Here is a 23,050-nt window from a genome sequence, read left to right on the forward strand (position 1 = left end):
AAGCCCCCACCCATCAGACAAAAAACCTTTTGCAGAACAAACAAATGTATACAAAGAACTTTGACAGATCTTCGCCCATCATGTTAGAGGTTTTTTTCAGTTGTGTTCCGAATGACCGTCCTACACTCTTGAAGGATTTTTTATACCCAACCAAACAAAAAGAAAAATCAACATAACCCAATGAAAAAATTAATTATTCCAGCCTCACTCCTTCTGGGAAGCCTTTTTTTTATCCACTCCGGCCTCCAGTCCCTCGCCGGTCCCAGCCTTTCCCCTGGCCATGACGAAGCCACCCTGGCCTGCCTGGGAGAAGAAAAGGAAACAAACACCACAGATCCCGAATTCACGGAAAGCCTCTCTCCCTCTCCTACAACCCCCGAAGAAGAAATCCATATCGGAACCGTTCGTTCCGGTGACACAGCAAGCCGCATCCTGAGCCCCTGGCTGACATCCGCTCAGATTCATGATCTGGCCACAGCCTCCAAGCCCCTTTTTGACCTCAGAAGACTGCGCGTGGGACGGGAATACCGCATCATCACCACAGACGGGACCTTTTCCCGCTTCGAATATGCCGTGGACGCCACCCGGTTTCTTGGGGTGGATCTGGATGAGGAGGGCTTCCATGCCAACATGAATGCCATGGACTTTGACATTGAAGTGGCAACCATCCAGGGCAGCATTACCACAAGCCTTTCCGAAGCCATGAAAACGCCCGAAGATATGGTGCTTGCCGTGAGGCTCGGCAATCTCTTCGGCTGGGAAATCGACTTTCTGAAGGATCTGCGCCAGGGGGATACCTTTGCCGTTGTGGTGGAAAAACGTTTTCATAATGAGACCTTCCAGGGCTACGGAAATATTCTTGCCGCAGAATTTGTGGTGCAGGGAAAACGTTTTGATGCTTACCGCTTTGAACACGCAGATGGGGCAGATTTTTACAGCTCATCGGGCGAAAATCTCAACCGGATGTTCCTCAAAAGCCCCGTGGCTTTCACACGTATTTCCTCCGGATTCTCCCTCCGCCGCTACCACCCTGTTCTGAAGGAATACAGACCCCACTATGGTGTGGACTATGCCGCTCCCGTGGGCACGCCCATCTATGCCGCAGGTGATGGCGTCCTCCTCCAGGTGACCCAGAATCCCAGCTCCGGGCGTTATGTCCGCATCCGGCACGGAAACGGATATGAAACCGCCTACCTCCACATGTCCGGCTTTGCAAGGGGAATGCGGGCGGGCAAAAAAGTAAAACAGGGAGAACTCATCGGTTATGTGGGCCAGTCCGGATTCGCCACAGGACCCCATGTCTGCTTCCGCATGACCAAGGATGGCACCCCCGTGGACCCAACCGGCATTGAAGCCCCCAGGGCCAACCCTCTGCCCGAAGAGCGCAGAGAAGAATTTGCCTCCCTTGTGGCCAGCCTGAAACCCCAGCTGGATATCCACTATGCCCGCAAAATCGATCCTGAAAAACCCGACAGCCCTGGATCGAAAAAGAGCGCGCTCTAAAAAGGTACAGGGGATGGAAGGATGCAATCCCGCGTTGTCGCTTCAGATCCAAAGGACGTTTGTCGCCCTCTCAGGGGAAAGGAGAACGGATTCATGGGTTCAGAAGATGAAAAAAACAAGCAGCAGCGGGAAAACGCCAGACTCCAGAGAGAAGTGCGGAGCCAGAGAAAATTTACCCTGGCCGAGGCCATCGGCCGGGAAGGGGGAAATTTCATGAAAGGCCACAACCCCATTCCCGCTCTGGATCAGATTATCGCAAAACTCCAGGTCTTCCTCGAAAACCATCTCCAGGATTCCTCCCGCATCCTCCTCTCCGTACTTCAGAAAACTCTAAAGGAAAACGATCTTCAAATCGCTCAACACATGGAAAGTCCCTTTGAATACCTTCACATGTTCATCGGATCTCATATAGAGACTCCGGCCCTTCTCCACGAACTTACAAGGCAGGTGGATCTGAAATGGGGACAGATTCACAATGAAAAACCCTTTTTTCAGAAACCCGGAGAACCGCCCCATCCGGAGGATCCCTATTCCCATGAATCCGTTGAACAAAAACTCCGGGAGCTTCTTGAAAAAATTGAAAGCGTCCGGGAAACAAAAAAAGAATAGGCCCCCGGTCCGCTACCTTATGAAGCTCTGATCAAGGTATCCGTATCCTGGTTCATCCCGCGCACACATCCCGGCCCCCGAATCTCGCTTCTCCCGCCAATTCTGGGAATCACCTGAATACGGGTTCCCATGCGCTCCCGGATCATGGGCACATGGGAAATGATGCCGATGAGCTTGCCATCCCGGTGCAGGCCTGCAAGGGTTTCGAGAGCCGTGTCCAGGGCTTCGGCATCGAGGGTGCCGAAACCCTCGTCCAGAAACAGAGAATCCACCCGCACCCGGCTACCCGCCATGCGGGAAAGGCCCAGAGCCAGGGCCAGACTCACGATGAAGCGCTCCCCGCCGGAAAGGTTGCGGGTGGAGCGGATTTCCCCGGCCTGATAGCTGTCCACCACGTTCAGCTCCAGGGGCATACGGCTGTCCCGGATCAGAAGGTAGCGATCCGTCATTTTGGAAAGCTCCTGGTTGGCGTACTGCACCATGACCTCAAAGGTCAGCCCCTGGGCAAAATTGCGGTATTTTTTCCCATCCGAAGACCCGATCAGGCTATGCAGATGGCTCCACTGGCCACAGATGGCCTCCTGGGCTTCCGCCGCCGCCTTTTCTGCGGCAAATTTCTCCTTCAGGCTGTCATTGTCAGAAAGCTTCTGACGGATGGCCCCCATCTCCTGCTGCACCCTTGCCCTTTCCTCCTCCAGACGGCCAAGCCCCTCAAGAAGAACCTCCTCCGGCTCCCCTGTGAGGGCTTTTTCCCGCTCCCTTTCCAAAAAAAGCCTTTTTTCCGCCTCCCTTGCCAGAAGCTCCGCCTCCTCCCGTTTCAGACCCTCCGCCCGGATGCGAAGGGCATTCCGCTCCTCTTCCCCAAGGGCTGCCCTGCGGTAGCTTTCTTCATCGCAAAAACCAAGGAGAAGGTATTTTGCGATGAACTCCCTTTCTGCCCCAGAGAGAGGCTCCTGCCGAAGGGTTCGGGCAGAACGAAGGCCTTCCATCTGCTGCATGAGCCTGTTCCTCTGCTCTTTTGCCTGCTCCACCCTGCTGCGAAGCCCTTCCACGGCCTTTTCCGCTTCCTGCTGGGCGGCCGCCATCCGGGCTTCTTCCCTGTCCGGATTTTTTCCCTCAAAAAGCTGTCTGCGCCTGCTGGCCAGAGCCTCCCTTTCCTCCAGAAGACGGGAAAGGGCCTCCTTTTTTTCACCAATCCCCTTGCCAAGCCTTGCCATCTCTCCTTCAAGATGGCTTAAACGGATCTTCAGGGTATGGATGTGGCTGCCAAGGCCCTCCTTTTTCTGGCTTGCTTCACACCAGGCCTTTTTCCGCGCAACAAGCTCCCTTTCAAAGGTTTCCAGACGGGAGACGGCCACCTTTCCCATTCCATAGCCTTCAAGGGCCTCTTCCAGTCCCCTCAGAGCCGCAGCATGGCGGGTTTCAAGCAGGGCCTGTTCCTCTTGCAGGCGGGTGCGCGTCAAAAGGGCCTTCTCCTCCCGGTGAAGGGCATCCTTAAGGGTATTTTCTCCGTCACGGGTAAGGGCCTTTTTTTTCTCAAGATCCTCGGAAAGCCTGCGGATTTCCTTTTCCAGGGCCTCACCCGTCTCCACCCGTTTTCCGGCATCCAGAAAAAGCGCCTCCTTCTCTGCACAGAAACCGGGCAGGGCCTTTTCCAGGGCATCAAGTTTTAGAGCATCAAAGGAAAGCTCCCAGCCCAAAGTCTCCTGAATGCTGCGAATGGCCTCTTCCCCGCCCTTTTTCCGGGCCAGGGCCTCCCTGCTCAAAATGTCCAGCTGCTCCAGATCCTTGCGCAGTTCCGCCTCCTGCACCCCAAGGCGGGAAAGTCTTCCCTCCGCTGCCTTGAGATGCCGTCTCACCTCCTTCAGGGCTTCGGCTGTGGCATCGGGTTTGGGAATATTGCCCTGGGCAAAGGGATGATCCGTTGCCCCGCACAGGGGACAGGCTTCACCATCCTTCAGCTGGCCCCTCGCCTCCTCAAAATCCCTAATTCTTCGCAGAAGGCCAAGCTGAATGTCGAGAAGCTCCGCCTCCCGTTCAAGGCCTGCCTTCTTCGCCTTCTCCCCATCAAGAAGCCCGGCAAGCTTTTCCTTCTCCGCCCCAAGATCAGATTTTCGTTTTTCCATGGCAAGGAGATTTTCGGCTTCAGACCGGAGGCCTGCAAGGTGTTTTTCAAGGCCCTGGAGAAGCCCCCTTTCCTCCTTTAAGCGCCAGAAATCCTTCTGCCAGTCCGAAAGCTCCCTTTCCAGAAGATGAATGCGGTAGAAAGCCCTTTTTTCCCCAAGGCTCCCTTCCAGGGCTTTTTCCTGAGCCAGGGCCTTTTCAAGGAAACGCCTGCTGTCTTTAAGCTTCTTTTCCGCCTGCCCCACTTCCTCCTCAGCCCGGATTCCGGCCTGAACAAGATTTTCCCTTTCACCATGAAGACGCCGCACATCCTCCATCCGGGCGGAAAGCCCGGTCAGCTCCGTCACCAGAGCGGCATCCGCCGCCTGCCGGGTCAGGAAGGCTCCCAGATCCAAAAGCTCCCCTTCGGCCTCAGAAAGGAGCCTTTCATCCTTTTTATGGTCGGCCTGCACCTGCCTCAAAGCGCTTTCCTCTGCATCAAGGACCTCTGAAGCCGAACGGATGGGGGCCTCTTTTTCCTGAAGCCTCAGATCAAGGGCCCGTACTTCCCGCAGAAGATGCTGCTGCTCCCGGCTCTCTTCCTTCTTTTTTTCCAGAAAAAAAAGCCCTGCATCCAGAGCCTGAACCGCTTCCCCCAAGGCCCTTTCATGGCCGGGCAATTTTTCCTGACACTGGGCCAGAATCTCCGCATCCCTCTGATCCTCCCTTCTCAGGGAGAGAAGACCCGCGTAGTCCGCCCCAAGCTCCAGGGCCCGCTGCGCCCTTTCAAGCCTTTCCGCCTCAGGCAGAAAAGCCTGCTGCCGCTGAAGCAGGGCCTCCTTTTCCGTCCCCATACGAAGAAGCTCAACCTCAAGCCCCGCAATTTTCCGCCGCCAGGCAAGAAAAGCGGACGTTTCCTCCCAGGCTCCCTTCAGCAAAGCCTCCCTCAGGCTTTTTTCCCCAAGAAGGGTCTTTTCCGCAAGCAAAGCTTCCTCACTGAGAAGCTGTATGTGCTTAAGCCCTGAGGCAAGGCTTTCCAGCTTCTTTTTTTCTTCAGAAAAACGGCCATGCACGCCCAGGGAGATGGCACTGTAGATGGCCGTTCCCGTAATCTGTTCCAGAATGGGAGCCCTTTCATCGGGCTTTGCCTCCAGAAAGGCGGCAAAACCGCCCTGGGCAAGGAGCATGGAGCGGGTGAAACGGTCAAAATCCATGCCCGTGACCTCCTCCACCCGGCGCGCCACATCCTTTTTACGGTTTTCAATACCCGCCGGAGCGTGGACATCCACAATCTCATGCACAGGATCCTGAAGCGCCCCATCGGGTTTTTTATGGGCCCGACGCTGGCTGAAATGGCAGCGGAAGCATCCGGCTTCGGTTTCAAAGGTCACTTCCGCAGCACAGTCTCCGGTCTTGCGGCTCATGATCTCATTGCCCGCCTTGTTCACCCGCTCAAGGCGGGGAGTGCGGCCATAAAGGGCAAGACAGATGGCATCCAGGATGGTGCTTTTACCCGCACCCGTAGGCCCGGTGATGGCAAAAATTCCATCGGAAACAAAGGCCTTGTGGGTAAAGTCGATGTGCCAGTCGCCGGTGAGGGAATTGAGATTTCTGAAGGATATCTGAAGGATTTTCATGCCCTGATGTGCCCACCCTATGATGTTGAAGTCTGTCCCGCTTTTATTGAGGCCAAATCCCCATAAAAAAACCGCAGTACAGACAGCTGCCTGCCATGCTCCGTTCAGTCCCTGCCAAGCCCTCGCAGGCCCGGCTCCGCATCCGCTCTTGCATGCGCATTTTGTTCCACTTCCAGCCCCAAAAGCACCTCTTTATACAACTGCCGCAGCGCTTCCTGCTGAAATTCCGGTACAGCATGGGCCGCAAGGCAGCGGTCAAAGACCTCCTCCACGCCCAGATCGGAAAGGCTTTCTCCGGCTTCAGCCGGGGTACAGATTCCGGCCCGGATCTGCCTGTTTTTGATGCAGAGAAGTTTCAGCCCTGTATCCGCCACCGCCCTTTCCAGGGATTCCCGCAGATCCCCCTTCACCGCTTCGCCCGTATAAATCAGCTCCAGCCAGGCGGAAGCATCCCTTTCCGCAAGGGACGCAATGCCCTGCAAAAGGGTCTCCCAGTCCCCCTCAAGGCGCACAAGCTCCTGAAAAACCGGTACAGGCACAAGGGAAATACCGGGCCTGGGGGCTTCTTCTTCAGACAGCTCAAAGGTAATAAGGCAGAGACTTTTGACCCTGCCCGCCTCTCCGAAGCCCATGGCAAGGGGAGCGCCACTGTAACGGATATGCTCTGCGCCGGAAACCTTCTGGGCCCCGTGCAGATGGCCGAGGGCCACATAGTCCGCAAAATCCGGAAAAACCGCCGCAGGCACATGGGCAAGGCTTCCCACATAAAGATCCCGGACCCCATCCCCCTCCACAATGCTGCCTCCTGCCGCAAAGAGATGGCCCATGACCAGAAGAGGAATCCTGGGAAAACAGGAGGCACTGCCTTCCGCCATCAGGGCCTTACGCTTTTCCTCCGCCAGACCGCAGACCAGAGCATAATGGCTGCGGATACCCGCAACCAGACGGGCCTGCTTGTCCTCGCTGCTTTCCCCGGCCTCGGAAATGCGGACATCCCGGTCCCTGAGAAAGGGAACGGCGCAGACGAGAAGCCTTTCTTTACGTACAGGCGGCTCCGGTGCAAAACCGATCCCTGAGGGAAACTCCAAGAGCAGCACCTCTTCTTCCGGATTTCCGGAAACCGCCCCCACCACATGAACATTCAGGGCGGCAAGGAGGGGCCCCGGAGCATTGAGAAAGGACGGAGAATCGTGGTTGCCGCCCGTGATCACCACATGGTGGCAGGGGCCTGAAGCCAGACGGCTCAGAAAACCATAGTAAAGCTCCTGGGCGCGGACACCGGGTGTGGTGGTGTCAAAAACATCTCCTGCAATGAGGAGAACATCCACCCCCTCCTTTTCAATGAAATCGCCAAGCCAGGAAAGAAAGGCCCCGAATTCTTCATAACGCTGCTGACCGTAAAGGGTACGGCCAAGGTGCCAGTCCGAGGTGTGGAGGATTTTCATGGAGTCACCTTTCACATAAAAACAACCAGACCGAAAGGGCCCGGAATTTCATCATTTCGAAACATTTCATGCCCTCTCTGCCCGCAGGAACAGTAGCTTCAGGCAGCATGTCAGGAAAGGCATCATGGCTGACAACCTGCTTTTTATCCACCTTTTATCCAAAATTTTAAAGGAAGCAACAACAGTACCCTTTTTCTTTTCCGAACACAGGAAATGGGCTGGTCAGTATCTTAAGGGTCTCCATCGGTTTTATCCCGTATCCTGTATCCCATAGCCCGGTAGCCGCTCCGGCGCTTTCTCCACATACGGGCAAGCTGGAGATGATCGGTTTCGGCATAGTCATAAACGCGCACATCCTTCTTGTCGACATGTCCACGGTGCAGACGTCCCGCGTATTGCTGCAAGGTACCTTTCCAGGAGATCGGCATGGTCAATACGAGGGTATCGAGCGGTGGATGGTCAAAACCTTCGCCAATCAGGCGGCCGGTGGCAAGCAAAACTCTCGGGGCTGACGCATCCAATGCCTCCAACTCGGCAAATACCGTTCTTCGTTGCTTCTTCGACAAACGGCCATGAAGGACAAAACAGTGCTCAACCCCATCCCCCAGCGCCTCCCTCAGTAAGCTCAGATGATCTGTCCGCTCCGTAAGCACAAGTATTTTTCGACCTTCGAGGTAAGCGGCAAGCACATCCCCGGATATACGCCGGTTACGCACCGCATCATTGGCAAGGATGCGGAACACATCCTGAATCGATGAATCCGGTGGGATCTCCGGCGCAGGTATCATCTTCGACCAGACCTCCAGTTGCACCGGGGCGGTTTCCGGTCTGGCGGCGTTGTGGCGGATCGGCCCGCACTGCATGAAGATGATCGGCTGATGACCGTCGCGGCGTATCGGGGTGGCGGTCAGGCCCACCACGAATTTCGCCTTGGCCTGTTTGAGGATTGCCTCGAAGGAAAAGGCCGACAGGTGGTGACATTCGTCGATGATGATCTGCCCGTACTGGTCGAGCAGTTCGCCAAGATCCTCCCGACGGGAAAGAGACTGCATGACCGCGATGTCGATCTTGCCGGACGGTTTCTTCTTGCCGCCGCCAATGACACCCAAGCTTCCTTCCGGGAACTCAAGAAATCCAGTCAACCGCTCCTGCCACTGGCGCAGCAGTTCGGTACGATGGACCAGCACCAGGGTGCTGGCCTTGCGCCGGGCGATCAAAGCTGCGGCGGTGACGGTCTTTCCAAAGGCCGTCGGAGCGCAGAGCACGCCGACCTCGTGCTTGAGCATCTCTCGCACCGCTATTTTCTGGTCCTCGCGCAAGGTACCGGTGAATTTGGCCGTCACTTTCCGTCCGGCCAGGCGTTCGTCCTGCAGCTCCGGGCGGATGTCGTTCTCCTGTAGCAGGTCGAGTACCGCATCGAGGCAGCCACGTGGCAGACCGATATGCTGGGGAAAATTCTCGGCGCAGCCGATGACGCGCGGCTTGTTCCATACCGGCAGGCGCATGGCCTGGGCCTTGTAAAACTCAGGATTCTGGAAGGCGCCGAGGCGGATCAGGCGGTTAGCCAGCGGCTGCGGCAGATCGGCTTTGGCGATGAAAATCTGGTTGGCCAGCACCAGGGGCAGTGATTCCGGCAGTGGGCCGACAATCCTGGCGGGTACGGGTGATGGTCGCTGCCAGGGCTTGCTGTCTTCTTCCTCGGCGGCAAAGGCCACATCCAGGGGATGGCGACCGCCGCTGGCCCGCAGAATAGCTTCTTCCAGGTCCCGCCGGGACATGGGACGTATGGATGCCAGAAAAGCCCATTGATCGGGATAAGGTTGCAGGTATTCATCGACGAAGACGCTACGCCCTGATTCCCTCGGCTGTTTCTGCAGGGGCAGCGCGATCAGGTTGCCGAAGCCGCCCTTGGGCATGGTGTCCTGATTGGGAAACAGTCGATCGTAGCTGGCCAGGGACAATTGCCGGGTACGGTCGCATGTGTGGCTGATCATTGCGACTCCGAGCTGCCGAGCCTCACGGGCCGGAACCGGTTCGGCAAAGAAAATCCATATATGTGCTCCATTGCCGGAACGGGATATCTCAAGTGTCGCTGGAACGCCGAATTCCAGGCAGGATTGCATAAAGGCTTTGGCATCCTCCCACCAGTTTGCCTCATCGAAATCAGCCGCGAGAAAGCAGCAGCTGTCGTCGTTCAGGAGCGGATAGACGCCGATGGTCTGTTTTCCGACCAAATGATCGTAAATCACCTGATCGGTGACGGGCAGCAACTGGCGCTGGTTGCAGTCACCGCACTTTACGCGAGGTTTATGGCAGATACCCGGCCTCCACTCATTACCGCAGGCCGGTGAATAACCAGATGTGCCCTTGGCCGACTCCCAGCGCTGGGGATAGACATCCTCCCGCCCCCGAAACAAACGGCGGAACAAAGCGATCTTGCTGGCGGGGGTGAAATGGACCGGGGCTGGTGCGGATTCGGTTGGGGCGGGGACGGGTTCAGGAATGGGCGGTTCTTCCCAGGCAATACCGTGCCGGGTCAGCAGTTCCTTGAGGCGGGCGTTCTCCTCGCGCAGCTGACACAGTTCATCTCGTTCATTCAGGCTCCTGTCACTCTTCGGCAAAGCCATATTGCTCCACCCGGCCATCGATGTCCCCGGAGACCAGGCCGAACTGAAACTGTCCGGTGCCATCCGAGCCGATGCGGATGTATCCCGGCACCTCCATGTCGACGTAATCCTGATCCCAGACCTCCATCTCGACAATGCGCCATTTTCCGGCAAACGGTTTCATCTGCTTCATAGGATGCCTTTCTGTCGCCTGAATCTGGCCCAACAAGATGTCACAGCCCTTGTCATAGTTTTGTCACAGCTCAATGTCACAAGTCCTGTCGCAAGTTATCCGCCGCCGTGCCGGGCCACCACCTGACGCCCCTTTTCTGTCAGCCGGTATTTCTGTTTGCTGCTGCGCGGCTTGTCGGGGATGGTCATTTCAATCAACCCGGCCTCCAAGGCGGGGAGCAGATAGGCCTTGCGGAAATGTTCATCGTCTTTCAGCCCGAGCGCCTTTTTGAGTTGTTGGCGGGTCATCTCTCCGGCAAGAACGGAGAGCAGTCGCACTTCCGGGGTGACTTCCGGTGCCACTTCCGGGGTCGAGCTGGTCACCGTATCCAAAATCATCCGCAGCATAAAGGCGATGAACGGGGCAGAGTCGGTCTTTTGGGTGCTTTCCTGAATAGCCTGGTAATACTCGGCCTGGTGCTCGAAGATCAGGCTTTCCACCGGGATGTCGGCGAACAGGGGATTCCAGCGGGCCAGGATCAGGCTTTGCCACAGCCGCCCCATGCGTCCGTTGCCGTCGGCTAAGGGGTGGATGAATTCGAACTCGTAGTGAAAGACCGAACTGGCGATAAGCGGATGGGCGTCGGTGGTGGCCAGCCAGCCGAACAGGTCACTCATCAGATGAGGCACCCGGTCTGCGGGCGGGGCCATGTGAATCACCTGCTGGCCTGCCATCACCCCCACGCCGCCATGCCGATACAGCCCTGCCTCGTCGATCAGACCGGACATCAGAATCCGGTGCGCTTCCAGAAGATCCTTTTCCGATGAGGGTTTCCAGGTGTCGAAGCGGTCATAGGCGGCCAGGGCGTTTTTCACCTCCTGCACCTCGCGGGGCGGAGCGATCACCCGTTTGCCCTCCAGAATTGCGGTAATCTGCGCCTCGCTCAGGGTATTGCCTTCGATGGCCAGCGAACCGCGAATGGTGCGGATGCGGTTGATGCGCCGCAGCCGCAAGGCTCTCGCCTGATCGGTGAGCACGGTCAGCCGCCCGATGGCCTCACTGATCGCGGCGACCCGGTTAAGGATATCGGCGGTGATGGTGTAGGGTGGCTGGTAGGTGGAGGGTTTGCTCATGGCTGGCTCCTCCGCTTGGCGGTGCGCACCTTGTAAAGGCGCTCGGTGAAACCGCCTTCGTTTTCGAAATCCTGCGCCAGACGTTTCACCTGCCGGTCGAGGAGATAGCAGGCAAGGTTCAGAAGCGAAAGAGCGCCGTTGGCCGCCAGACAGGCTGATGTCATGGACGGACACGGACGTTCACCGACCAGCACGGACGAATCGTTGTCCTTGCCAGTCCGTGTCTGTCCTTGTTTGTCTGTGCTTCTTTTCCGCTCCTCTTCCACCCAAGCCGCGAAATCTTCCACTGTTTGCGGCTTCTGCTGTTTGAAGCGCACCAAGGCGGGGTGGCTTGCTTCAAGCGTCGTCAGCCCTCGTTGGCGCAGAAAATCCTCAAAGTCGAGTTTCAGCTCTTCCAGGCTGGCCCACGCCACCTGGGTCAGCTTGAGCTCCATCTTCTTCGAGGTCGCCGAAGCCTGCGAACCTTCGGCGATGTTCTGCACTCCGCTCCGCGCCGCCTGCACCATCTGGTCGTGGGTGCGGCTACGCCGGTCAATGTATTTGTCGCAGAACCGCACCGTGATGTCATAACAGAGTTGTGCCACCTGAAAGCTCTTTAGTTTGCGGTAGCCGCCGTGTTTGGGAATCAGCTCGGACATGGCATCTCCCTATACCTGAGCCATCACGGCGTTGAGAAGTTCAGTTTGTTTTCCGGTGGCGGCGTCGATCTGCTGGTCGAGGATGTCGCACAGGGCCATCAACTGGTCGATGCGGGCAACGATGCGGTGTTGTTCGGGGAGTGGGGGGAGAGGGATACAAAATTCTCTCATGGCTTTGAGAGAGACATTTTTTATCGTCGAGCCTGTCGCTGATTTGAAGGCGTATTCCAGAAAATAGCTACTGTTTATTAACTTCTTTATGTAGTGCTTTTCTATCTGCGTGAACAAGTTTAAATAACAGGCACTCTTCCCGAGCATTACCGGCTCTCCACCATAGAAAGCCACATTACCAATAGTTCCATTGATCGACACTAAGACAGTTCTATCTGTTAATTCCTTCTTGCGTTTTTCATATTCAGTTATTGAGACTCTTTTGGTGTTTTCCTTTATTTCGATTACACCGTCCGAAAGGTTATTCCCGTTGATGAAAAAGTACTCACCTGTTTCATCATAGGTTGGTGTGCCGTGAATCCCATCTCCAAGCAAAGATACAATTTCTCCCAACCTCACCCACTCCCACCCCTGCGGCAATTCATATGGCACTTCCTCCGGTTTGATGGGCGGCAGGAGCTTGGGCTTTTTGATTTTGCCTGCCTTCACCAGCCGCTGTTTTTCGGCTTCGATCTCTTTCAGCAGTTCGCTAGCGGGTTGGTCGTTGGGGTCTTGGGGGACGAGACGGCCCATGATGGCGAGCTGGAGGATGGCCTTGCGCAGTTCAGCGACGTTTTCTTTGACCGTGTAGAGTTCGCCGAAGTGTTTCTGGATAAAATCCCAGGCCGAGCCGTCCGGCGCGTCAAGCAGCTGTTTGATGGCGGCGGCGTGGACGGCCAGCCGCTTCTCCTCCCGCTCCTTGCGCAACTTTTCCAGCGCATCACAACAGGCCATTAACTGGTCGATGCGGGCGACGATGCGGTGTTGTTCCGGGAGGGGGGGGAGCGCTACCGGAATAGATTCCCATTTGCCCTTATTGAGGATTGCGATTGTTGTGCTGCTTGATTGTTTCCAGCACTCAGCTTGGAAAAACGAAGACCTGATAAATTGCTGAATGCAAGAAGGAAAAAGCGGTTTGTATGGGGTAACCGCGTTGATCTGCTGATTAAACGAACAATCACGGTTAATGATGTTCGTCTTTCCAATAGTGCCAATACATACCATCAGCGATGAGCCTGCTGGAGCCAATCTACCATATTTCTCCACGCCAGAAATTGACAAACCCTCATTACTGTAATCAACAGAGTCAGCTCTTATATCAGCTGGTTTGATGAATGGAATATCTGTTCCATAGCTTGAATTATCGCCGCTTTTGGGTGTTGTGCCAGTTTGAGTTTGGCCTATTTCACCCAACCTCACCCACCCCCACCCCTTCGGAAGATCGTAGGGCACGTCCTCTGGCTTTATGGGCGGCAACGGCTTGGGCTGTTTGATCTTCCCCGCCTTCACCAGCCGCTGTTTTTCGGCTTCGATCTCTTTGAGTAGCTCGCTGGCGGGCGGATCATTCGGGTCCTGCTCCACCAGATGGCCCTGCATGGCAAGAGTCAGGATCAACTCGCGCAGTTTGGCAATGCCGTCGGGCGCAGCAAAGGCGGTGTCGAAGTGCTGTTCCAGCAGTTGGGCGGTTTGCTTATTCATGGTCGCCCTCCAGTTCCTTTTCAATCTCCTCGATGGTGGGCAGGGAGCCTTTGAGGTCATCCGGCAAGCTTCGGGTGAGCTGGCTTTCCCACTGCGCAACGCCCATGGGGCGGCGGTAGCCATCAAGGGCATATTCGACGACCAGATCGTCTTTGCTTTTGCAGAGCAGCAGGCCGATGGTCGGTTTATCGTCGGGATGGCGGAGGAGATCATCGACGGCGGACAGATAGAGGTTGAGGGTTCCGGTAAAGCCAGGATCAAAGGGGACGGCTTTGAGTTCGATCACCACATAACAACGCAGCTTCAGGTGGTAGAAGAGCAGATCCAGCCGGAAATCCCGATCTCCAACCTCCAGCAGAACCTGTCGGCCAACAAAGGCGAATCCGGCCCCAAGTTCCAACAGGAATTTCTGGACATGATCGATCAGCGCCTGCTCGACTTCGCGTTCTTTTCGGGTGTCCGCAGTACCAAGGAAGTCGAAAAGGTAGGGGTCTTTGAAGACCTGTGCAGCCATGTCTGAATCTTTCGGCGGCATGGTGAGGGCAAAATTATTGGGCGCTTTACCCTGTCGCTCATGAAGCCGGCTTTCGATCTGCAAGGCGAGAATATCACGGCTCCAGCCGTTTTCTGCGGTCTTCTGTGCATACCAGCACCGGGTTTCCTGATGGTCCAATTTGTCCAACAAGAGCTGATTACTGCGCCATGGAATTTGTGCAGCGGTGCGCTGCACTATTTCACGGTCGGGCCATTGCTCGGCAAACTTGCGCATATATTTCAAGTTTCTCGGGGAGAAGCCATTCATTTCGGGGAACGCTTCCTTGAGGTCTTCAGAAAGCCGGTCAATGATTTTGGCACCCCAGCCCTGTTGATCCTGCCGGGTCAGGATGGTTTGTCCCATATCCCAGTAAAGTAAAACCATCGCGGCATTGGCAGAAAGTGTTACACGCAGCCGCTCGGTCGCAATACGTTCTTTGAGGTTTGTCAGGGTGGACTGGTAGTCCACCGGCAAATCCAGTTTTTTTCCGGCTACCGGAAAAGAGGCCTGCGGCTTATTTCGTCCTCTTGAGTGTCGATGCTCCTCGCTCATGCCTTCCCCCCCAGACAGGCCACCAATTCGGCTTTTAAGGCGGCCTGCGCCGCTTCGAGCTGGTGGACGATCTGCTGGTATTCAGCCATCAGCTCTTCGGGATCGCGGTGGCTGACCTCCACCTCGTGGGGGTTTTTGCAGTCCAGATTGTAGTTGCGTTCGGCCAGCTCCTTGGCCGAAACCTTCCAGGCCTGCTCGGTGGTCTTGCGCCCCTTGCGCTCGGCCCCGCCCCACCAGGCCTTTTCGAGATCGAACTCGGCGATGGTCAGGGGCTTGGAGCGGGAGTAGGACTTGTAGCCTTCCGGATACGGGTGTTCGAAGAACCAGACCTCTTGGGTCGGCCCGCCTTTCTCGAAAAAGAGGATGTTGGTGGCGATGCTGGTGTAGGGGCTGAACACGCCTTTGGGCAGACGCACGATGGTGTGAAGGTTGAACTCCTCCAGCAGTTCGCGCTTGAGGTTGGTTTTGGTGCCCTCGCCAAACAGAAAACCGTCGGGCAGCACCACGGCCGCCTTGCCGGTATCGTGTTTCAAGAGGTGCATGATCAGCGCCATGAAGAGGTCGGCGGTTTCGCGGGTCTGGTACTTGCGCGGAAAGTTGTTCTCGATGCCGTCCTCTTCCATGCCGCCGAAGGGCGGATTGGTGATGATCAGGTCCACCCGGTCACGGGGGCCGTAATCCTTGAGCGGGCGACTCAGGGTGTTGTCGTGGCGGACGTTGGTGGGCACGTCGATGCCGTGCAGCATCATGTTGGTCATGGCCAGCATGTGCGGCAGGGGTTTCTTCTCCACGCCGTGGATGGTCTCCTGCAGGCGCTTTCGGTCGTCGGCGGTTTTGACCTGCTGGTTCAGGTGCTCGATGGCACAGGTGAGGAAGCCGCCGGTGCCGCAGGCGGGGTCGAGAATGGTTTGCCCGAGCTTCGGGTCGAGCATATCGACCATGAACCGGGTGACGGCGCGGGGGGTGTAGTATTCACCGGCGTTCCCGGCGGATTGCAGGTCGGAGAGGATCTTCTCGTAGATATCGTTGAACAGGTGACGGTCACCGGATTTGTTGAAGTCCACATCCTCTTCGATGGTGTTGATCACCTGGCGCAGCAGAGTGCCAGACTTCATGTAGTTGTAGGCATCCTCGAAGACCGAGCCGACCACCTTGCCATGGGGCGAAACACCAGCGGCGGTGGCCATTTTCTTGAGCGCCGGGAAGAGGTCATTGTTGACGAAGTCGATCAGTTCCTCACCGGTCATCCCTTCGGGGTTCTTGGCCCAGCTGGACCAGCGGAAGCGGCTGGGCAACGGCGATTTGTAGCCGGGCACGGTGAGCTGCCACTCCTGCTCCTTGTCGTCGAAGATCTTCAGGAAAATCAGCCAGACCATCTGGCTGATTCGCTGGGCGTCGCCATCGATGCCGACATCCTTGCGCATGATGTCCTGAATGGCTTTGACCAGGGTGGTGAGTGACATAGCGGTTTTATCTCCAGTTCTTTTTGTCAGGCGCTATAGAGGGCCTGTTCCAGTTCATTGACAGCCAGCTGATACTGATCCAGCCCGCCAAAGGCGCGGATGATTTCCAGCGGGGTGCCGAATTCGGTAAAGGGGGCAATGGTAAGAATCCGCGTCTCTTCGATGTGAGCCACACCTTCATCGGCGTACTTGTCGAGCAGGGCCTCCAGCACACGGCGGGCCTGCTCTCCGTAGCGGGTGAAGTAGTTGCGCTTCTTCACCTGTTCCGCCCGCTCCTTTCGGGTGAGGGGCGGCATATCCCAGGCGACATGGCAGACCAGATCGAAGGGGTCGAAGGCTTTGCCGGATTGCCGCCCGATCTCATCGGCAAGGGCATCGAAGAACACGCCCTGTTCCGACAGTTCGTCGATGATGGCCTGCTTCTTCTCGGTGCTGCTCCAGCGGCGGAGGAAATCGTCAAGGGTGGCGTATTCCCTGGCCAGGGCCTTGCGGGTGTAGTCCTTGAGGGATTCGGTGATCAGTTTGCCGCCCGCGTCGAAATACTGGACGCGGGCGGCAGCGACCTTGACCTCGACATTGGCCACAACGTAACGGCGAATGCCGCCTTCCTCAGCTGGGCCGGGTTCGGCGACGCCGCTCCATTCCTGGTCCTCTCCGAGTCCCGGGTAAGTGACACCACCGCCAACTTCGGGATCTTCTGGAGTATCTGGGGGAACATCCGGCGGCACCGGTGACTGATCCCCGCTGGGTTCGTAGATCTGCACCGGATCACCGTCGAAATCAGGGTCGGCAAACAGCTCGGTGGCCTTCTTGAAGTCGATGATGGTGAAGTAGTATTTGTCATAATCTTCGTTGATGCGGGTGCCGCGCCCGATGGTCTGTTTGAACTCGGTCATGGACTGAATGCGCTGGTCGAGCACGATGATTTTGCAGGTCTGCGCATCCACACCGGTAGTCATCAGCTTGGAGGTGGTGGCAATAACCGGGTATTTGCTCTCCGGAAAGATGAAGTTGTCCAGCTCCGCCTTGCCTTCCTCGTTGTCACCGGTGATGCGCATGACGTATTTGCTGTTCTGTGCCACCAGGTCGGCGTTTTCATTGACCAGGGCCTGACGCATGCGTTCGGCATGGTCGATGTTTTCACAGAAGACGATGACTTTGTCGAAGCGGTTGGTCTGTCTGAGGAACTCAGTAATTTTCTTGGCCACCAAATTGGTACGCTGTTCAAGGATCAGAGTCTTATCGAAATCCTTCTGGTTGTAGATACGGTCTTCGATTTCGTTGCCGTGCTTGTCAATCATGCCCTTGTCGGGCCGCCAGCCGGTCAAATCCCGGTCGAGATCGATGCGCACGACCTTGTAGGGAGCAAGGAAGCCATCGTCGATGCCCTGCCGGAGGCTGTAGGTGTAGATGGGGTCACCAAAGTAGCCGATGCTGGAGACTTCTTTGGTCTCCTTGGGCGTGGCGGTAAGGCCAATCTGGGTGGCGGAGGTGAAGTATTCGAGGATTTCACGCCAGGCCGAATCGGCAGCGGCGCTGCCCCGATGGCATTCATCAATAATGATGAGGTCGAAAAAGTCGGGGCTGAACTGCTTGTAAATGTTTTTCTCTTCCTCGTTGCCGGTCACGGCCTGATAGAGGGAAAGGTAAATCTCGTAGGACTTGTTGGCCTGCCGCTTCTGGATTTTGGTCATGGCCGAGCCGAACGGTTTAAAATCGTTGGTCATGGTCTGGTCGACCAGGATGTTGCGGTCGGCAAGAAACAGGATGCGTTTCTTTGCCTTGGACTTCCACAGCCGCCAGATAATCTGGAAGGCGGTAAAGGTCTTGCCGGTGCCAGTAGCCATCACCAGCAGAATGCGATTCTGGCCCCGCGCTATCGCCTCAATGGTCTTGTTGATGGCCAGCAGCTGGTAATAGCGTGGACTTTTATCACTGCCATCACTGAAATAATCCTGTGTGACCAGTGCATTCTGCTGATCGTTCAGGCCACGGTGCTGCGTCCACCATTGCCACAGCGTTTCCGCAGCGGGGAATTCGTGGAGGGCAAGCTCACGCTCGACAATGCCGCCCCCTGGTTGACTGGCGGCGATCTTGTTGTGGAACAGAAAACCGTCGCCATTGGAGCTGAATACATAAGGCACTTGCAGCATTTCGGCGTAGCCCAACGCCTGTTGCATGCCGTCGCCAACCATGTGATTGTTGTCTTTGGCCTCGATAATGGCAATGGGGATGTTCGGCTTGTAAAACAGGACATAATCGGCGCGCTTGTGCTTGGCACGGGTATGCAGCTTGCCACGCACGATGATGCGTCCCTTGGTGAGAGGAAACTCTTCACGGATTTGGGTCGTGACATCCCAGCCCGCCTTCTCCAGGGCTGGCGTGATGTACTTGGTGCAGATATCACGCTCGGAAAGTTGTTTCTTATTCATCAGGCCAACTTCCCTTGTTTTTTCATCCGCCCACAAAACGCTTCGAATTGTCTTCTCGCCAGTTTGAAGGGAACCGTCTTGCTGTTTTCCCAGCGGTTGATCGTGGAAAAGCTCACGCCCAGCTCGTGAGCCAGCTCTTCCTGGCTGAGCCCCAGTTGCTGGCGTACCCCTTTGACCGTCTCCGCAAAATTTTCCGGTGCCTTTGCCATATCGGTTTGCCTCAATTCATGGTGCGCCACCAATTCACCGGCGGCAAACAAATGCAATGTGCCCACCTTACAGTTACGGCCCTCAATATAGCAGGTACCAAGAACAATCTCCGAAACGAATCTGATTCGATTCCGAAAACCGGAATCGAATTGGCCTACCTACCCGGCAGCTCCGTGCCGCGACTCATGATCTCGATATAACCCGCGTAGCTGAACAGGCGGTTGCGTTTCTGGGCGGTCAGCTCCTTGACGATGCCGAGCTGCTCCAGGTGTCCGAGCGCCTTGTTGACGGTCGCCGGGGTGATGCCGGTCTTCTCCACCAGCGAGCCCGAAGTGGCAATGGGATGCTCCATCAGCGCCCGATGGACCTGCAGGGTGGATGCCGCCGCCCTTCCCAGGCCGCTGATCTTGTCACGGTCCTGGTTCGATAAATCGAGAAGTTGCTGGGCCGTTTCCACAGCCTGGGTGGCGGTGACGATGACAGCCTCGGCAAAGAAATCGAGCCACTCTTCCCAGTCCCCGGTCATCCGCACATTGTTGAGCAGCTCGTAATAATACTGACGATGCGTCTTGAAATAGAGGCTGAGGTAGAGCATCGGCTCCCGCAGCACCTTCTGCTCGCATAGCAGCAGCGTGATCAGCAGACGCCCCAGACGGCCGTTACCGTCCAGAAATGGGTGGATCGTCTCGAACTGCACATGGGCCAGCGCCGCCTTGAGCAGCACAGGAGTCGACTCCGGCTGGTCATGGAGGAAGAGCTCCAGCTTGCTCATGCACTCCAGTACCTCTTCGGCCGGAGGCGGAACGAAGGCCGCATTGCCCGGCCGGGTGCCGCCGATCCAGTTCTGGCTGCGCCGGAATTCCCCCGGAGTCTGATTGCTACCCCGACCCTTGGTCAGCAGCACGCCATGAATCTCACGGAACAGCCGCAGCGACAGTGGCAGCCCTTCTTCTAACAGCCGCAAGCCATGGTCAAGGGCGGCGACATAGTTGCTGACCTCCCGTACGTCATCCAGCGGCACGCCGGGTTCCTGATCCAGTTCGAACAGCAGCAGGTCGGACAGCGAGGACTGGGTTCCCTCGATCATGGATGAGAGTACCGCTTCCTTTCGGACGTACATGTAGAGGAACAGCGAGGTGTCCGGCAGCAAGATCGAAACGCTGTCCAGCCGACCGAGCGCCAGCAGGGCCTGGTCGAATTTGCTGCGCAGCTCCGGGGTCCAGTCAATGGGTGGACGTGGCGGCAGCGGTGCAGGAACAAAGGCCTGGGCCTTCTCACCCACCGTCGAAATGGTCACGTATCTGCCTTGGAGTTCTCGCTTCATCCTGCCTGCCTCTAACCTAAAATAAGGCTCGCCCTTATTTTATCTTAACTGCATATCCTAAAATAAAGAACCGGGAAGGAAAAATCAAGCGGATTTCCTGAACGGCCACTTCGATTTCCTCAGACGAGCGTTCGACGCTGCAACGCATCTGCTAAAGCGGAAAAAAGTTACAACCACGGCTCCGATTTTTCGGTTGCAGGAAACCGCATGACAGCGGTTTTGGACGCACTGAAAGTGTGCCCGCAGGGCGAGGGCCAGGGACGGCCCGAGTCAGCACAAACCCGGAAGACAGTCCCGAGACCATCCTCCGGCTCTTCGTCTATGGCACCCTGAAACGAGGCTACTGGAACCATCAACGCTTCTGCGCCCAAGCCCACAGTATCGAACCGGCCGTGGTCTGGGGCAGGCTCTACCATCTCCACGCCGGTTTCCCGGCCCTCGAGGTGCCGGAAGGGCTGATCCTGGCCCGGGGCACCACCGACCCACTGGCCGACGCCCACAGACAACAGGAGATCGATACACCGCGTTTCGGCCGCCCGACCGGTGAGGTAAGTTGAAAATATCGGACACCAAAGTTATCATCCAACCAGAACGGAGGTGTCTGAATGGCAAAAAACCCAACGAACGGTCGCTATTCGAAAGAATTCCGGCATGAAGCCGTGAAAATGATTATCGAAGACGGTCTGACCGCATATGAAGCACCGCGTCAGCTTTCCCTGCCCAAGTCAACCCTGGAAAATTGGGTTCGGGCTTACAAGGCCGGAAAACTTTCCGATATTGACGGCGAGAAGCTCCCCCTCACTCAGGTTGAGGAGGAGGAGCTTGAGCGCGTCAAACGTGAGCTCGCTCAAGTAAAGCAGGAGCGCGATATCTTAAAAAAAGCCGCCGCATACTTTGCCCGGGAGTCGCTGCCCGGTACGCGGTAATCAGGCGGTTTCGACCGAAGTATCCGATTCCTCAGCTATGCCGGGTTATGGAGGTTTCAGCCAGTGGTTACTATGCCTGGCTGAAACGACCGGATTCTCTCCGGAATAAAAAAGAAAAACGATCCGAACTCGAAATCATCGCGGCGCCTCATAAAAAAACGAAAGAAACCTACGGCCCGGAATGTCTGCAGAAAGATCTTGCTGACCACAATGTTCATATTGGGGTTCACCGGATCAAACGGATTCGCAGGAACCTGGGGCTTCGCTGCAAACAGGTTAAAAAATTCAAGGCAACCACGAATTCAAACCACAAGCTGCCGGTTGCCGCAAACCTTCTGGAGCAGAGCTTTGTAACGGAGGCACCGAATCAGGTCTGGATAACGGATATCAAGTACATTCCTACGGCTGAGGGGTGGTTGTACCTTGCCGGTCACAAGGATCTTTTTACCGGAGAGGTCGTAGGCTACGCAATGGGAGAGCGTATGACAAAAAGCCTGGTCTCCCAGTCACTGTTTCGCGCCGCACCGCCAAGAGGCCCGCAGCTGGCCTGATCCATCATTCTGACCGTGGCGGCCAATACTGCGCCACAGATTACCAAAAACTTCTTGACCAGTTCAAAATGCGGGCATCCATGAGCCGCAGGGGGAACTGCTACGACAACGCTCCCATTGAAAACTTTTGGGGTGTGCTGAAAAACGAACTTGTCATCATCGGCATTACGAAACCCGGCAGGAAGCCATACGCCAGATCACAACCTACATAGAAATCTTTTACAATCGGCAACGACGGCAGAAGAGGCTTGGCTATCTCTCTCCTGCAGCCTATGAGAAACAATTTTTCAAAAAGCAGCAGGCGGCTTAAATATTTTGGTGTCCGCTATTGACGACCGACCCCAGTTGCGTGTGGTTGCATGAAACCCTGAAAAACCCGGCACTTATGAAAAAAAGGATACAAAAAAAGCCACCCGAAGGTGGCCTTAATTATGGTGGTGGTGGAGGCGGCGGGAATCTGTGTCGTTTTCAATACCTTGTTTTTATTCTGAATAAACAAGGCTGGCTTTTTTGAACACACGCAAAACGCACATCAAAAACCGCTCTGGGCCTGCCTCAGCCCCGCAAGAAGATTGGCCCGATGCACTTCCGGAATCAGCACACTCATAGACCTGAGGACATTGTTGGCCGAGATCACAAGATCCTGCTGGTGCTGCCCTATTGCCGCCAATTTCAGGTTCATATCATTCACTTGCCTGACCAGGTAGGAGGCAAGCATCCGCTCTTCCTCAGTGCAGGATCTGTGGGGGATTCCCTCCTGGGCCGCCGTCACACGGAGGCCGGGATCTGCTGTATAGCTCCCAGTTTTGCGGATGGCGGGGAGCACTTCCGATGCCACCCAATTCGTGAACTCTTCGGCTGCGGGTTTGTTGGAGCGGAAGGCGAGTTTGTAGAGGGCGGGTTCGTTTATGAGAACCACATCCTTTTCTTGCTCTCCGTATTCACCGTGTTGGTTTTTGAGGGTAGTCCGGAAACTCCGGAGTACCCTCCAGCTTTCCGGAATGCTCTGCAAAGAATCAGACCCTTTCCATGCAATTTCTAAAGAATCGCAAACATCTTTTGCAACAAACCAAGTTTCCCCGTTTTCGGATAACGTTCTTACGGTGTGATTCTGGAAAGAAAAATCGATGGTGGTCAGATGGTGAGTCATGGCGGTCTCCTTGTGATAAGAGGGATAATCCACCACACTGAGTGCTAAAACAGTGGTGGCGGAGCTGTACGGGTTAGCACTACCGGACACAAGGCAAACCGGCCATCCCGAAGGATGCCCATACAGCTCCGCCATAAGGGTGAACAGGGACGCAAAAATAGCGCCTGCATCATTCATGGGGAGGGCGCTCAGCGCCTTTGTGTTTCCGGGGTGCTAAGCCCGGCTGAGGTTTTTTGCCGCAGCACGGAAACCGTAGCATACCTGCAGGCGGTGTCAATACCTCTCGACAAAAGAAAACCTCATCAAAAACTCCGGCATTCTCATGCTCCCCGCCTCTGAAATACTGATTTCATTTATATAGTCTTGCCTGCT

Annotated in this window: 16 protein-coding genes and 1 pseudogene; 4 read left to right on the forward strand and 13 right to left on the reverse strand. The window is 56.1% G+C overall.

Annotation, left to right across the window (positions count from 1 at the left end; all coding sequences use genetic code 11):
- Nucleotides 1–180: 180 nt before the first annotated feature.
- Both RBR60_RS02955 and RBR60_RS02960 read left to right on the forward strand, forming a co-directional pair.
- Nucleotides 181–1,503, forward strand: a complete 1,323-nt coding sequence (locus RBR60_RS02955) for a M23 family metallopeptidase (protein WP_320354315.1) — start codon at nucleotides 181–183, stop codon at nucleotides 1,501–1,503.
- 93 nt (nucleotides 1,504–1,596) lie between these two features.
- Nucleotides 1,597–2,112, forward strand: coding sequence for a hypothetical protein (locus RBR60_RS02960; protein ID WP_320354317.1), 516 nt, complete (start codon nucleotides 1,597–1,599; stop codon nucleotides 2,110–2,112).
- Between the two features lie 17 nt (nucleotides 2,113–2,129).
- On the opposite strand, the gene RBR60_RS02965 is transcribed toward RBR60_RS02960, so the two are convergent.
- From RBR60_RS02965 to RBR60_RS03020, 12 genes are all read right to left on the reverse strand, one after another.
- The gene (locus RBR60_RS02965; protein ID WP_320354318.1) at nucleotides 2,130–5,852 is read right to left on the reverse strand and encodes an AAA family ATPase; all 3,723 of its coding nucleotides are present in this window, start codon (nucleotides 5,850–5,852) and stop codon (nucleotides 2,130–2,132) included.
- A gap of 104 nt (nucleotides 5,853–5,956) precedes the next feature.
- Nucleotides 5,957–7,297 carry an exonuclease SbcCD subunit D C-terminal domain-containing protein gene (locus tag RBR60_RS02970; RefSeq protein ID WP_320354320.1) on the reverse strand — a complete coding sequence of 447 codons (1,341 nt, stop codon included), beginning with the start codon at nucleotides 7,295–7,297 and terminating at the stop codon, nucleotides 5,957–5,959.
- A gap of 230 nt (nucleotides 7,298–7,527) precedes the next feature.
- Complete coding sequence (locus tag RBR60_RS02975) at nucleotides 7,528–9,924, reverse strand: TOTE conflict system archaeo-eukaryotic primase domain-containing protein (protein ID WP_320354322.1); 2,397 nt, start codon at nucleotides 9,922–9,924, stop codon at nucleotides 7,528–7,530.
- The gene (locus tag RBR60_RS02980; protein WP_320354324.1) at nucleotides 9,905–10,096 is read right to left on the reverse strand and encodes a hypothetical protein; all 192 of its coding nucleotides are present in this window, start codon (nucleotides 10,094–10,096) and stop codon (nucleotides 9,905–9,907) included. Before RBR60_RS02980 ends, RBR60_RS02975 begins: the two co-directional genes overlap by 20 nt.
- A gap of 95 nt (nucleotides 10,097–10,191) precedes the next feature.
- Entirely contained in the window at nucleotides 10,192–11,208 is a 1,017-nt protein-coding gene (locus RBR60_RS02985) for a Fic family protein (protein WP_320354325.1), read from the reverse strand.
- Nucleotides 11,205–11,846 (reverse strand): four helix bundle suffix domain-containing protein, encoded by a 642-nt coding sequence (locus RBR60_RS02990; protein WP_320354327.1) that lies wholly within the window; start codon nucleotides 11,844–11,846, stop codon nucleotides 11,205–11,207. Before RBR60_RS02990 ends, RBR60_RS02985 begins: the two co-directional genes overlap by 4 nt.
- 9 nt (nucleotides 11,847–11,855) lie before the next feature.
- Nucleotides 11,856–13,535: a restriction endonuclease subunit S gene (locus RBR60_RS02995; protein WP_320354329.1), complete on the reverse strand. Its 1,680-nt coding sequence runs from the start codon at nucleotides 13,533–13,535 to the stop codon at nucleotides 11,856–11,858.
- Nucleotides 13,528–14,622 carry a PDDEXK nuclease domain-containing protein gene (locus tag RBR60_RS03000; protein WP_320354332.1) on the reverse strand — a complete coding sequence of 365 codons (1,095 nt, stop codon included), beginning with the start codon at nucleotides 14,620–14,622 and terminating at the stop codon, nucleotides 13,528–13,530. The genes RBR60_RS02995 and RBR60_RS03000 overlap by 8 nt, the downstream gene beginning before the upstream one ends.
- Nucleotides 14,619–16,085 carry a class I SAM-dependent DNA methyltransferase gene (locus RBR60_RS03005; RefSeq protein ID WP_320354334.1) on the reverse strand — a complete coding sequence of 489 codons (1,467 nt, stop codon included), beginning with the start codon at nucleotides 16,083–16,085 and terminating at the stop codon, nucleotides 14,619–14,621. Before RBR60_RS03005 ends, RBR60_RS03000 begins: the two co-directional genes overlap by 4 nt.
- 26 nt (nucleotides 16,086–16,111) lie before the next feature.
- Nucleotides 16,112–18,517 (reverse strand): EcoAI/FtnUII family type I restriction enzme subunit R, encoded by a 2,406-nt coding sequence (gene hsdR / locus RBR60_RS03010; RefSeq protein WP_320354335.1) that lies wholly within the window; start codon nucleotides 18,515–18,517, stop codon nucleotides 16,112–16,114.
- On the reverse strand, nucleotides 18,517–18,783 hold the full coding sequence (locus RBR60_RS03015; protein WP_320354336.1) for a helix-turn-helix domain-containing protein: 267 nt from the start codon (nucleotides 18,781–18,783) through the stop codon (nucleotides 18,517–18,519). The genes hsdR and RBR60_RS03015 overlap by 1 nt, the downstream gene beginning before the upstream one ends.
- A 98-nt stretch (nucleotides 18,784–18,881) precedes the next feature.
- Nucleotides 18,882–20,051: a Fic family protein gene (locus RBR60_RS03020; protein WP_320354337.1), complete on the reverse strand. Its 1,170-nt coding sequence runs from the start codon at nucleotides 20,049–20,051 to the stop codon at nucleotides 18,882–18,884.
- 236 nt (nucleotides 20,052–20,287) lie between these two features.
- On the opposite strand from RBR60_RS03020, the gene RBR60_RS03025 reads away from it, so the two are divergent.
- Nucleotides 20,288–20,608, forward strand: coding sequence for a gamma-glutamylcyclotransferase (locus RBR60_RS03025; RefSeq protein ID WP_320354339.1), 321 nt, complete (start codon nucleotides 20,288–20,290; stop codon nucleotides 20,606–20,608).
- 48 nt (nucleotides 20,609–20,656) lie between these two features.
- Nucleotides 20,657–21,838: pseudogene (locus RBR60_RS03030) on the forward strand (IS3 family transposase).
- Between the two features lie 222 nt (nucleotides 21,839–22,060).
- On the opposite strand, the gene RBR60_RS03035 reads toward RBR60_RS03030, so the two are convergent.
- Nucleotides 22,061–22,678, reverse strand: coding sequence for a Bro-N domain-containing protein (locus RBR60_RS03035; RefSeq protein ID WP_320354340.1), 618 nt, complete (start codon nucleotides 22,676–22,678; stop codon nucleotides 22,061–22,063).
- Nucleotides 22,679–23,050: the final 372 nt, after the last annotated feature.

This window comes from Desulfobotulus sp. (genome assembly GCF_034006065.1).
In the GTDB taxonomy this organism is placed as follows: domain Bacteria; phylum Desulfobacterota; class Desulfobacteria; order Desulfobacterales; family ASO4-4; genus Desulfobotulus.